Genomic DNA, 12,317 nt, shown 5'->3' with positions numbered 1-12,317 from the left:
GAGTTAATCCAAGACTTCGCCCATATCGTGAGTTAAGTCTGCAGTTAATCCAAGACTTCGCCTATGTCGTGAGTTTATTCCGGAGTTAATCCAAGACATTGTCCATGTCGTGAGTTTATTCCATAGTTAATCCAGGACATTTTTGTACATACTTAAACAATCAAAAGCGTACATTATTAAATGACCTTTTCTAGTTAATCTATTAATTCATCACTATTTTAAATTTTCTGGAGGTGTTAAAAACAGAAAATATACAACTATAAATACTATTAAAAATAGTATTATGAAACCAAGATATTTAATAAAATTATTAGATTTTAAGAAACCAAATATTAATAAAGAAATTGATAGAACCCCTAGGAATAATAAGATTATTGACATAGAATTCCTCCTTTTTTGATATTATTAGCAAATCAAACAATACCATTAACCAATATTAATTTAAATAATGAAGTTATCATCCAACAAAAACTAGGCTGCTAATTCCCTATAAAATATAGGGAATTAGCAGCCTAGAAAATAGTATTTTTATTAAGTTACCATTTTAAGGATATAGTTCCTAACCTAATGAAGAGATCTTTATTTTGATAATGGGTATTTATATCCCAAACTGTTCTTTATACAAACATATTATTTATCGTTTGATTCAGCTTTACGCTCTATTTTCGCTAATGTTTTTTCTGCAAACGACTTACCACCGATACCGAATGAGATAGCAAATGCTACTGCTACTGCACCTAAGATAAGTAAGAATGCTACATTAACAATACTTTGAGCAAAGTTTAATTGATCTAAAGTCATAAATACTGAAACAATGATTACTAAGTACTTCACAATTTCTGAAACAAATGCGTTACCTGTTGATCTCTTAATTAATTTAGATAACAAGTTACCACCAATGAAACCAATTAGTAAGATGATTGCTCCTGAAATTACTAATGGTAAGTAGCCGATAATTGCTTCACCGATTGTGTTTAATACTTCTAAATTAACTGTATTTAATGATTCAACAATGAAGAATAATCCAATAATTGTTGAAATCACCCAGCCTGCAGCTGAAGGAATATCAATACTTTCTTTATTGTCACCAAAGTTTACATAGTGGTTGTATTTACTAACATTTAAATTTGTTAATAAGTTTTTAACTAATGTACCTAATACTTTTGCGATAAATAAACCTACTACTAATATTACAACCGCAACAATAATTCTAGGTAAGAAGTCTAATACACTACCCATCATGTTCTTAATAGGTGTTGATACAGATGTCATATTTAATGCATCAAACACTGATGGTAAGAATAACAAGAATATAATGAAGTAAGCTAATTTACCAAATGTCTGAATTAATCCTTCAGATTCTGATTTTCCACTTCCTGCTTCTGTTAACCCCTTTTTCTCTAACCATTTTTCGAAACCAATTGCACTTAAACCTTTCACAATAATCGTCTTAACAATTACTGCGATTAACCAAGCTACAATTAATAATATAATTGCACTAATCAAGTTTGGTATAAAAGCAATAATGCTATCTAAGGCACTAAAAAGCGAATCTGTAATTTTACTCATATTTAATTCCTCCTTTCTTGATATGTTACCCTAGTATAATAATACTAATCATATTTTTATTAATATTAAGTAAAAATCAAAAAAAGATGACATTAATATTGTCACCTTTTTCTATGTCATGTGTCTTATAAATTTTTAATCATTCGCGTTTCACGTAAAACATTTCCAAGTTCTTCAAGCTCATACTTACCATCTTTTTTGAATCCCATTTTTTCATAAAATTTAACAGTAGGTATATTATCCTCTAACACCCACAGACTTAATTGATCATATTCCGATTTCATACGTTTTTCTGCTTCTTGCATTAAACATGTGCCTATACCTTTGTGTTGAAATGCCGGCAATAAATAGATCACCATAATTTCACCACATTTGTCGCTCGTATCTTCATCTTTATCTTTGCTATACATTAAGAATCCAACCACTTCGCCATCAATTTCAGCTACAATACACGGCGCATTAAAAATACGATGTTTTTCAATATACGATTGTAACGTTAAACTATCTAAATAACTATCTGAAACAATCCCTTTATATGTAGATATCCAAGACTCAAAATGAACTTTAGCTAACGTTTCAATATCTGACTCTTTTTTGTCTCTAATAATCATATACTCACCCCTTATCTTGATAATTCTAATTTGAATTTATATTTTTTAGGATGATACAACACTTCGGAGTATTCAAATATTTCATCATTATTTAATATTGAATGTGCTTTTAACTCTAATAATGGTGTATTAGAATCAATGTTAAAAATCTCCATTGTATCTTTATTTGGCAATTTAGGTACAAACTCTTCTACTCTTTTTTTAATAGCATACCCTTTTTCTTTTAAATATCCATATTTTGATTTGGTCATTGCTTCAATAGACAAATCCGGAAATAACTCAAATGGTATATATGCATTTTCTATAATCAAAGCTTCGCCATTTAATTTCCTAATTCTTTTAATATTATATACTTTTTCATCATTGCTAATATTGAGTATTTCTTGTATTTGCGCATTAGGTTTAATAAGACTAAATTCTGATACCTCATTTTTAATTGAATCATGAAATGGCTGCATCTCTTCAGTAAATCCTTGTAGTTTAAATAAATTATGTTCAAATTTAGGAAAAGCTACATACGTTCCACTACCTTTAACACTATACAATATTTCTTTGTCTATTAATTTAGAGATAGCTTTCCGAACAGTCACTCTACTCACTTTATATTTTTCCGACAAAGTCTTTTCTGTCGGTATAACGTCTCCATGTTCAAGACTTTGACTTTTTATGTAATCCTGAATATTTTTCATGATTTCTTGATATAAAGGCATTTTCTTATCACTCATAAAAACCCCTCACTTTCACATTTTATTTTAACACTTCTAACTCAAAAAACATACACATTATAAATATGTATTATATTTGTATTGATTTTTAACATACATATTGTATAATACACGTGAAAGGGGTTACAAAATAATGAAAAAAAGTAAATTAACAATTGTGGGTGGCGGAAGCACTTATACTTTAGGTATTTTAATGAGTTTAATTGAAGAAGCCAATCACCTGCCACTAAGCGAGATTACGTTATATGATACAGATATTTCTCGTCAAGAAAAGATAGGAAAAGCTGCAAATATTTTATTAAAAGAACATTACCCTTCATTAGAAAAGTTTGAATATACTTCTAATCAATCAACAGCTTTTAAAGATGCTGACATCATATTCGTTCAAATAAGAACGGGTGGTTTGCTAATGAGAGAATTAGATGAACAAATTCCTATTCAACATGGTTTAGTTGGACAAGAAACTTGTGGAGCTGGAGGTATGTCTTACGGTTTGAGATCAATACCAGATATGATTCAACTTGTTAAAGATATTCGTTCAATTAATAAAGAAGCTTGGGTTTTAAATTATACAAATCCTGCAGCGATAGTTGGATTGGCATTAGATAAAGTTTTTCCTGATGATAATCGCCTATTAAATATATGTGATATGCCTATCGCAATTATGAAAAGTTACGCAGATATATTGGATGAAGACGTATGGAATTTAGAAGCTGATTATTTTGGATTGAATCATTTTGGTTGGTTTACAAAAATCCGAAATAAATATGGTCATGATTACACTTCAGAACTAAAACACCTTATAAAAAATAATGACTTTAAACCGACAGACAAATTAATTGCTAATGATCCATCTTGGCAATCAACCTTTAAGCAAGCAAAACAAATGGTACAGGATTTCGAGGAGTATTTACCAAACACATATTTACAGTATTATCTTTACCCTAATCAACTGTCTCAAAAGGAATCTGCAAATAACACTCGAGCTAGACAAGTTATAAACGGCCGTGAAAAAGAAGTGTTTAACGATTGTGACACTATCATCAATCAAAATAATACTGAAAACATTGATATTTCAGGAGATATTCACGGTGTATACATGATCCGTATTGCCGCTTCACTTGTACATCATTTGAAAGAAAGATTTATCATAATAACAAGAAATGAAGGGATCATTCCTAATCTTCCAAGTGATGCTCTCGTAGAAGTCCCTGCTCTGCTTGGGAAAAATGGTGCAGAACATTTTAAAGTAGGTGAAATTCCCACATTTTATAAAGGACTGTTAGAAAATCAATATGCTTATGAAAAATTAGTCGTAGAAGCTTATTTTGAAAACGACTATAACAAATTATTACAAGCGCTCGTTTTAAACAGAACTGTCATTGATACAAACAAAGCTAAAAATGTTTTAAACGATTTATTTGAAGCTAATAAAGAATACTGGCCTAATTTGAACTAGAAGGAGAATAAAATATGAAAGTTATCATAAATGCAGATGATTTCGGATATTCAAATGGTGTGAATTACGGAATTATCGATGCTTATAAGAATGGTATACTCACTTCCACAACGTGCCTAACAAATATGCCTGGGTTTACACATGCAATCAAATTAGCCAAAGCTAATCCAGGTTTAGGGGTTGGTATTCACCTAGCCTTAACGTGTGGGAAGCCACTAACTAAAAACTTATATAGTTTAGTAGATAGCAATGGTGATTTTAGAAATATATCTCATTATGATCAAAAATATTACATTGATGTAAATGAATTATATGATGAATGGAAAGCCCAAATAGAAAAGTTTTTATCAACAGGTTTAACACCCACTCATCTTGATAGTCATCATCATGTTAATAATTTGGAGCTAATACTGCCTGTATTTTTAAAATTAGCAACTGAATATCAACTTCCTATAAGAAATAATTTAGAAAATAAAAATAAATACTCCCAATATAAAATGGTCGATTACTTTGAATATCACCCTGAAATTATTTTAAATTCTTTAGAAGTTATTAAAGACAAATACAAAAAATATGATTCAATTGAAATCATGTGTCACCCAGCATATATAGATAAGTTTTTAAGAGACCATTCATCTTTTGTCATGCCAAGAATTGAAGAATTAGATTTTTTAACAAGTGAACATGCGAAGGAAATATTTAATGAAATAAATGGAATAACTTTAATCAATTATTCTGATTTGTAATGTCAAAGGGGGACATTTGTTATGATGAGATTCTTACAAAAGCTTGGTAGATCCATGCTTATTCCAATAGTAGCTTTGCCAGCAGCAGGTATACTTTTTAGAATCAGTTCCGAAGATTTATTGGACTGGAAACTATTTCAAGCATCAGGAGCAATTTTTAATAATATAGATATTCTTATAGCAATCGGGATAGCAATGGGATTATCAAAAACTAAAGATAGAGGGATTCCTGCTCTAACAGGTTTTATAGCAATATCGATTCTAAAAGAAGGATTGAATATACTTGATTCTGATTTGAATATGAGTGTGTTTGGGGGTCTCATTTCAGGCTTACTTGCAGCTTGGGTTTACAATAAATTTAAAGATGTTGAGTTACCGAAAGTCTTCTCTTTCTTTTCTGGAGAGAACTTCCCTATTACCATGATTATATTACTTATGCTACCAGTAACGGGAATAAGCTTCTTAGTTTGGCCTTATGCTCAATCATCAATTGATTGGTTAGCTCAAAGCCTTGTCACATTAGGAGGGTTAGGCGTATTTATAAATGGATTTTTAAATAGATTTTTACTTCCATTTGGCTTACATCATGTGTTAAACACTTATATTTACTTTGGATTGGGAGATTTCAAAACGTCTGGTGGAGAAGTGGTTCATGGTGAAGTTACAAGATTCTTAAATGGTGACCCAACAGCAGGTTATTTCTTAAGTGGATATTTTGTATCGATTATGTTTGGCGTACCTGCCATTGCTTTAGCTATTTCAAAAGCTGCAAAATACAATAAACAAAATACAAAAGCACTTATGGGATCAGGTAGTTTCACTGCAATAGTTGCTGGTATAACTGAGCCTATCGAATTTACATTCTTATTCACTTCACCATTTTTATACTTTATACATTCTGTATATACTGGTTTAGCCGGAATGACCTTATACTACCTACACATTAGAGAAGGTTTCTCATGGGGTGGTAGTATTATAGACTATGTGTTGAATTTAGGATTATCAGATAAGGGTTGGATGATTATACCAGTAGGAATAGGTTTCTTCATACTTTACTTTGTTACATTTTACTTCTATATCATTAACAGAAACGTTCCGATCATAGGTCAAATAGAAGAAAGTAATTTTGATGAAGAAAAATCTGACGAAGAGAAAGATTTATCTTTAACACACAATCAGTACCGATACATGTCTAAAAAAATATTAGAAAACATTGGTACTAAAGATAATGTTATAGAATATGAAAATTGCATTACTAGATTAAGGTTAGAACTTAGAGATACTTCATTAATTAATAAAGACAAAATTATGCAAACTGGCGCTCATGGTGTTGTTATAATAGATAAACATAATGCTCAAATCATCATAGGTCCAGAAGTTACTAAACTTGTTAAAGAATTTAATAAAGAAATAGAGAATACTTAAATAATAAAAGCTACCGACAATTTTAAAAATTGTGGTAGCTTTTATCTTTAGATATTACATATCCATTTCATGTATTTTCATCATTAAGCCGTGTGGTATATCATCGTGTGTAACCACTTCTTTTTTATAAAATGTTTTCCCATCATCATTTGAGATAAGTTTAACGAAGTCACCTTTTTTAGGTTTGAAATCCTTCGTTGGTTCAACTTTAACACTTTCTGTTACTTCATTATTTTTCTCACTTACTACTTTTTCTGCTGTTGTACCATTCTCCATGTAGCCGTAGTATGTGCTTTTTTGTGTTGAGAATAATAATAGTGCTGCCATTGCAATTGCAAGAACTGCTAAGCCACTGATTAGTAATATTGCTGATTTTTTATTCATTGAGAATCCTCCCTAACCTACATCATAAAACGTATGGCCTATTTATGAAACGAAAGTAAGCCAATCTTCTTAAATTCGACATAATTTTACGCTTAATAACTTAAAAAGTTGTATGACTTGCGATAAAAACTAAAAATCATCATACTAATAAGTGAATAATATCTAAAGGAGTGGAAAAAATGAACCAAGAACAATTTGAAAAAATAAAAAATGGTAAAGGTTTTATAGCTGCACTAGATCAAAGTGGTGGTAGTACTCCGAAAGCTCTTAAAGATTACGGTATCGAAGAAAATCAATACAGCAATGAAGATGAAATGTATACGCTTGTTCATGAAATGAGAACACGTATTATTACATCACCAGCTTTTAGTTCAGAAAAAATATTAGGTGCCATTTTATTTGAACAAACAATGGACCGTGAAGTAGAAGGAAAATATACTTCTGATTACTTAGCAGATAAAGGTATTGTACCTTTCTTAAAAGTCGACAAAGGACTTGCTGATGAAGAAAACGGCGTTCAATTAATGAAAGTTATTCCAGGTTTAGACGAATTACTAAAACGTGCTAAAGAACGTAACGTATTTGGTACTAAAATGCGTTCAAACATCTTAGAAGCTAATAAAGATGCTATCGCTAAAGTCGTAGAACAACAATTTGAAATTGGTAAACAAATCATCGAAGCAGGATTAGCTCCAATTATTGAGCCTGAAGTTAACATTAACGCTAAAGATAAAGAAGCAATCGAAGACATCTTAAAAGATGAAATTGCTAAAGAATTAGATAAATTAAATGAAGATCAATACGTAATGTTGAAATTAACAATTCCAACAAAACCAAATCAATATAAATCATTAATCGAACACCCTAACGTCGTTCGTGTCGTAGCATTATCAGGCGGTTACTCTAGAGAGAAAGCAAACGAATTATTGAAAGAAAATGACAATCTTATCGCAAGCTTCTCACGCGCATTAGTAACTGACCTATTCGCAGGACAATCAGCAGAAGAATTTGATAGCGGCTTACAAGACGCTGTAGATTCTATCTATGACGCTTCAGTGAATAAGAATTAATAAATTCAACGTTTAATTTAAAAGCATCAATCCATTTCAAATGGATTGATGCTTTTTTCTTTTTTTAATTAATACATTATATTATATAAACACCATATTCCAAGCGATAAATAACTCTTTATGAGTAAAATTGATATGTTAACCGGTTGACATATGTTTATTTTAAATATACAATTCTCAATAAGAAAGCCCTTACAAAAATAAAAGGAGGTTTTACAATTGAGTTTCAGCAACTATTTACAACCGCTTAAGAACAAGTCTTATTTGCAATCTTCGTTTACTTTATTACTGTTTTTTGCTTCATGGTCAATTTGGTGGTCTTTCTTCCAAATTTGGTTAACTTCTGAAAAAAATGGTCTCGGATTATCCGGGAGTGAAGTTGGAACGATTTATTCTGCTAACTCCCTCACTACTCTATTCTTGATGTTTCTTTATGGCATTCTTCAAGATAGACTCGTCATTAAGCGATCTTTATTAATATTTTGTGCAACTATGTCTTTATTAGTAGGTCCTTTCTTCGTATGGATTTATGGACCTTTAATACAGAGTCATTTTATCGCAGGTATTTTTGTAGGTTCATTATTTTTATCATCTGGTTTTCTGGCAGCAGCGGGTATTTACGAAGCTGTTTCGGAAAGGTTTAGTAGATTTTTCGACTTTAAATATGGACAAGCTCGTGCTTGGGGATCTTTCGGTTACGCAGTTTCAGCGTTAGTTGCTGGTTTCTTATTTGTGAAAAATCCTGAATATAATTTTTGGGTTGGTTCTTTATTAGGTTTGGTATTATTGTTAAATCTTATTTTGTGGAAACCTAAAACTGAAAATATAGCTAAAAGTGAAATTGCTAATGATGAAACAGACTCAGCTATTCCGAGTTTTAAAGAGATGCTTTCATTACTAAAATTATCTCATTTATGGATTATTATTATTTTTATAACATTTACTATGTCATTCTACACAATTTATGATCAACAAATGTTCCCAGATTTTTATACTAAATTATTCGCATCACCTGAAGTAGGACAACAAATGTATGGAACTTTAAACTCAATTCAAGTATTTTTTGAAGCGCTCATGATGGGTGTTATTCCTATCGTTATGTTTAAGGTAGGTGTTAAAAACACTCTACTTTTAGCTGTTGCTTTCATGGTAGCTAGAATTGGTTTAAGTGGACTATTCTACAATCCTATTGCTGTTTCAATGATCAAAATGATGCATGCTATTGAAGTTCCATTATTTATGTTACCAATGTTTAGATACATAACGTTGCACTTTAATCCTAAATTATCTGCAACGTTATATATGATAGGTTTTCAAATAGCTGCACAAATTGGGCAAGTTATATTATCTACACCTCTTGGAACTATGCGAGATCATATCGGGTACAATCAAACATTCTTAATAATTGCCGGAATCGCTGGTTTAGCTGGTTTATTTGCTGTAGTTGCATTAAAGAAAGACGATGAAGATGTAAACGGCGATCCTTTCATTCGTCAAAATAAAATACAAGAAAAGGAAGTGTGAATAAAATGACTAACGAACAAATTCAAATTACTAATGACCGCTATAGACTCGGTTATCATGTTATGCCTAAATCTGGTTGGATTAACGACCCAAATGGCTTCTGCTATTTTAATGAGTATTATCATATCTTTTATCAACATTATCCGTATAGTCCTGAATGGGGACCAATGCATTGGGGACATGCTCGAAGTAAAGATTTAGTACATTGGGAAGACTTGCCGATAGCATTAACACCAGGTTCTACAGAAGATAAAGATGGATGTTTCTCAGGCAGTGCAATTGTTAAAGATGATACTTTATACTTGTTTTATACTGGTCATCATTATTATGGAGACAATGATCCAGACCATTTTTGGCAAAATCAAAATATGGCATATAGTACAGATGGTGTGAATTTTACAAAGTATGAAAATAACCCAATTATCGAATCAGAGCCTGAAGACAATACACATCATTTCAGAGATCCTAAAGTTTGGGAAGATAACGGTAAATACTACATGATTCTTGGAAGCCAAGGAAAAGATGGATTAGGCAGAGTCATTCTGTATCAATCTGATAATTTAAAGGAATGGGATTATATTGGTGATATAGCCAAATCTGAAAGCATAGAAAAGGAAGGATTTATGTGGGAATGTCCAGACTTCTTCTCATTAAATAATAAAGATATTTTATTATGCTCTCCTCAAGGGATTGAACAGCAAGGAAAAGAATATTTAAATTTATTCCAAACAGGTTATTTCCTGGGACATTTAAATGAAGAGAAGACCACATTTAGTCATGATAGATTTATAGAGTTAGATTATGGTCATGATTTTTATGCTGCACAAACTACAACTACACCTGATGGCCGAAGAATTCTAATTGGTTGGATGGCTATGTGGGAAAGTCCTATGCCTGAAAAAGAGGATGGATGGGCTGGTGCTTTAACTTTACCAAGAGAACTTGTATTGCTCGATAATCATTTATATATGAAACCTGTCGATGAATTAAAGGAACTTAGAACTCAGACATTGGATTCCGGACATATATATTTAGAAGAGGCTACATTATTATCAAAACAATCTTCACATATAGAAGTGAACTTAGAACATAAGTTTGAAGAAAGAAAAGAGATAACAACTTCATTCGAATTAAAAGATGCGTCTAACCAATTATTATTATCTTTAAATTATGATAATCAAACAAATGAATTTAAACTATACCGTCCAGACAAAGACGACTCACGATTTGCACTAATCTCAGCTAAAAACACAGTGGAACTACAAATATTCATTGATAAAAGTTCAGTAGAAATATTTATTAATGGAGGAGAAGCTGTATTTACAGAACGCTATTATACTGAAGACGTTCCACAAGTTTGGATAAATGCCTCTGATGGCGTTGCAACAAATTACGATCTATATCAACTAAATGAAAAAGCAATGCAATATTAATAGTCACCTCTCATGAGGTCCTAACCATAGCCTTAGGCAAGCATACACTTTCTGAAGACTACAATTCAGAACAGTAGAACATAAATCTATAAATTTAGCATAATAAACGATATCCCTCCCGATTTTGTAAAGTGCTGACGCCTGAGGGAATAGTATAAGAGAGAGACTACAGGCTCGAACCATACCCCTAGGCAAGCATGCACTTTCAAAATCGTAAGACTTTTAAAACAATTAAAAGATCTCTTCACTAGTTTAAAACCTAATGAAGAGATCTTTTTATTTTGGTTTTGTTGTGTTGACCTGTATTTAATGAAGTTATATTGATTTTTGATATAATGATGATTAATAGCTTAAATACTGAATCGAGGGGAATTTAAAATGAAACCTAAATTAGATGATGTTGCCAAATTAGCGAATGTTTCAAAGACAACTGTTTCTAGAGTATTGAATAAACGAGGCTACTTAAGCCAAGAAACAATCGATAAAGTTTATGATGCTATGGAAAAATTAAATTATCAACCTAACACTGTAGCACGACAACTATATAACAAAAAGACTCAAATTATAGGTTTAATATTCCCTACAGTAACGAATCCATTTTTTGGAGAACTCGTTGAGGAATTAGAAAAGAAACTTTACTTACAAGGTTATAAAGTCATTATAGGTAATTCTATGAATGACCCTGAAAAAGAAACAAACTATTTAAACCAACTGCTATCTAATCAAGTAGATGGACTCATTGTTGGTACTCATAACCGCAACATTCAACAATATAAAAATGATAATTTACCTATCGTTGCAATTGACCAAATTATGAACGAAGATATTCCTATTATAGAATCAGATAACTACTTAGGTGGGCAAATCGCAACACAAAGATTAATTGATAAAGGCGCTAGAAAGATCATACATATTGCAGGACCAGATTATCTTAACACACCCGCTCAAAGACGCCGCAATGCATATGAAGATACTATGGAAAAATATAATCTAGAACCCATTTGTTATACGGTCGACTTCAATATACCTTATAAAGATAAAATTCAAATATTCAATCGCATGTTTGAAGAGCAACCCGATATTGAAGCTATATTTTCATCAAATGATTTAGATGCTGCAATCATCATGAAACTCGCTAAAAATTTCAATAAAAAAATACCAGAAGATATATTACTCATAGGGTATGATGGCACACAACTCATGCGTACCATTTTCCCAGAGTTAACGACTATTATTCAACCTATCAATCAAATATCATCAAAAGCCATTGAAGTATTGAATGATAGATTAGAAAGCAAAGAAACATTAAAAGAATATATCCTCCCTGTTACCCTGTGGGAAGGCAGTACAAGTTAAACAAAAACCACCCTA

The 12,317-nt window shown here is 31.3% G+C and carries 12 protein-coding genes; 7 read left to right on the top strand and 5 right to left on the bottom strand.

Annotation, left to right across the window (positions count from 1 at the left end; genetic code table 11):
• Window positions 1-213 precede the first annotated feature (213 nt).
• The 4 genes from LQ598_RS10015 to LQ598_RS10000 form a co-directional block, all read right to left on the bottom strand.
• Window positions 214-381: a hypothetical protein gene (locus tag LQ598_RS10015; RefSeq protein WP_158256827.1), complete on the bottom strand. Its 168-nt coding sequence runs from the start codon at window positions 379-381 to the stop codon at window positions 214-216.
• A 249-nt stretch (window positions 382-630) separates the two neighbouring features.
• Window positions 631-1,569 (bottom strand): mechanosensitive ion channel, encoded by a 939-nt coding sequence (locus LQ598_RS10010; RefSeq protein ID WP_016912179.1) that lies wholly within the window; start codon window positions 1,567-1,569, stop codon window positions 631-633.
• A gap of 125 nt (window positions 1,570-1,694) precedes the next feature.
• Window positions 1,695-2,180 carry a GNAT family N-acetyltransferase gene (locus LQ598_RS10005; RefSeq protein ID WP_107536577.1) on the bottom strand — a complete coding sequence of 162 codons (486 nt, stop codon included), beginning with the start codon at window positions 2,178-2,180 and terminating at the stop codon, window positions 1,695-1,697.
• 11 nt (window positions 2,181-2,191) lie between these two features.
• Window positions 2,192-2,905 (bottom strand): GntR family transcriptional regulator, encoded by a 714-nt coding sequence (locus LQ598_RS10000; RefSeq protein ID WP_016912181.1) that lies wholly within the window; start codon window positions 2,903-2,905, stop codon window positions 2,192-2,194.
• 133 nt (window positions 2,906-3,038) lie between these two features.
• On the opposite strand from LQ598_RS10000, the gene LQ598_RS09995 reads away from it, so the two are divergent.
• From LQ598_RS09995 to LQ598_RS09985, 3 genes are read left to right on the top strand one after another with little or no spacing between them, the layout of a single operon-like run.
• Window positions 3,039-4,364, top strand: coding sequence for a family 4 glycosyl hydrolase (locus LQ598_RS09995; RefSeq protein WP_107592770.1), 1,326 nt, complete (start codon window positions 3,039-3,041; stop codon window positions 4,362-4,364).
• Window positions 4,365-4,378: 14 nt separating this feature from the next.
• Window positions 4,379-5,110 (top strand): chitin disaccharide deacetylase, encoded by a 732-nt coding sequence (gene chbG / locus LQ598_RS09990; RefSeq protein WP_103323456.1) that lies wholly within the window; start codon window positions 4,379-4,381, stop codon window positions 5,108-5,110.
• Between the two features lie 21 nt (window positions 5,111-5,131).
• Window positions 5,132-6,535, top strand: coding sequence for a PTS transporter subunit EIIC (locus tag LQ598_RS09985; RefSeq protein WP_016912184.1), 1,404 nt, complete (start codon window positions 5,132-5,134; stop codon window positions 6,533-6,535).
• Window positions 6,536-6,589: 54 nt separating this feature from the next.
• Here the strand turns inward: LQ598_RS09985 and LQ598_RS09980 are convergent, their stop codons facing one another.
• Window positions 6,590-6,919 carry a DUF4889 domain-containing protein gene (locus LQ598_RS09980; protein ID WP_103323457.1) on the bottom strand — a complete coding sequence of 110 codons (330 nt, stop codon included), beginning with the start codon at window positions 6,917-6,919 and terminating at the stop codon, window positions 6,590-6,592.
• Window positions 6,920-7,098: 179 nt separating this feature from the next.
• On the opposite strand from LQ598_RS09980, the gene LQ598_RS09975 reads away from it, so the two are divergent.
• The 4 genes from LQ598_RS09975 (at window position 7,099) to LQ598_RS09960 (ending at window position 12,302) form a co-directional block, all read left to right on the top strand.
• Window positions 7,099-7,989, top strand: coding sequence for a fructose bisphosphate aldolase (locus LQ598_RS09975; protein ID WP_107556534.1), 891 nt, complete (start codon window positions 7,099-7,101; stop codon window positions 7,987-7,989).
• 219 nt (window positions 7,990-8,208) lie between these two features.
• Complete coding sequence (locus LQ598_RS09970; protein ID WP_107592771.1) at window positions 8,209-9,513, top strand: MFS transporter; 1,305 nt, start codon at window positions 8,209-8,211, stop codon at window positions 9,511-9,513.
• Window positions 9,514-9,518: 5 nt separating this feature from the next.
• Window positions 9,519-10,946 carry a glycoside hydrolase family 32 protein gene (locus tag LQ598_RS09965; protein ID WP_107592772.1) on the top strand — a complete coding sequence of 476 codons (1,428 nt, stop codon included), beginning with the start codon at window positions 9,519-9,521 and terminating at the stop codon, window positions 10,944-10,946.
• Between the two features lie 378 nt (window positions 10,947-11,324).
• Window positions 11,325-12,302 carry a LacI family DNA-binding transcriptional regulator gene (locus LQ598_RS09960; RefSeq protein ID WP_103322354.1) on the top strand — a complete coding sequence of 326 codons (978 nt, stop codon included), beginning with the start codon at window positions 11,325-11,327 and terminating at the stop codon, window positions 12,300-12,302.
• The last annotated feature ends 15 nt before the right edge of the window (window positions 12,303-12,317 follow it).

The organism is Mammaliicoccus sp. F-M27 (genome assembly GCF_022387115.1).
Classification (GTDB): Bacteria; Bacillota; Bacilli; order Staphylococcales; family Staphylococcaceae; genus Mammaliicoccus; species Mammaliicoccus vitulinus.
Note: the sequence above shows the minus strand (reverse complement) of the source record. Positions and strands in the feature narration are given on the sequence as shown.

What these genes read in the sequence shown, in the direction of transcription:
- chbG (WP_103323456.1), top strand. Translation starts at nt 4,379, where the DNA reads ATGAAAGTTATCATAAATGCAGATGATTTCGGATATTCAAATGGTGTG.
- LQ598_RS09980 (WP_103323457.1), bottom strand. Translation starts at nt 6,919, where the DNA reads ATGAATAAAAAATCAGCAATATTACTAATCAGTGGCTTAGCAGTTCTT.
- LQ598_RS10015 (WP_158256827.1), bottom strand. Translation starts at nt 381, where the DNA reads ATGTCAATAATCTTATTATTCCTAGGGGTTCTATCAATTTCTTTATTA.
- LQ598_RS10000 (WP_016912181.1), bottom strand. Translation starts at nt 2,905, where the DNA reads ATGAGTGATAAGAAAATGCCTTTATATCAAGAAATCATGAAAAATATT.
- LQ598_RS09985 (WP_016912184.1), top strand. Translation starts at nt 5,132, where the DNA reads ATGATGAGATTCTTACAAAAGCTTGGTAGATCCATGCTTATTCCAATA.
- LQ598_RS10005 (WP_107536577.1), bottom strand. Translation starts at nt 2,180, where the DNA reads ATGATTATTAGAGACAAAAAAGAGTCAGATATTGAAACGTTAGCTAAA.
- LQ598_RS09965 (WP_107592772.1), top strand. Translation starts at nt 9,519, where the DNA reads ATGACTAACGAACAAATTCAAATTACTAATGACCGCTATAGACTCGGT.
- LQ598_RS09960 (WP_103322354.1), top strand. Translation starts at nt 11,325, where the DNA reads ATGAAACCTAAATTAGATGATGTTGCCAAATTAGCGAATGTTTCAAAG.
- LQ598_RS09995 (WP_107592770.1), top strand. Translation starts at nt 3,039, where the DNA reads ATGAAAAAAAGTAAATTAACAATTGTGGGTGGCGGAAGCACTTATACT.
- LQ598_RS09975 (WP_107556534.1), top strand. Translation starts at nt 7,099, where the DNA reads ATGAACCAAGAACAATTTGAAAAAATAAAAAATGGTAAAGGTTTTATA.
- LQ598_RS10010 (WP_016912179.1), bottom strand. Translation starts at nt 1,569, where the DNA reads ATGAGTAAAATTACAGATTCGCTTTTTAGTGCCTTAGATAGCATTATT.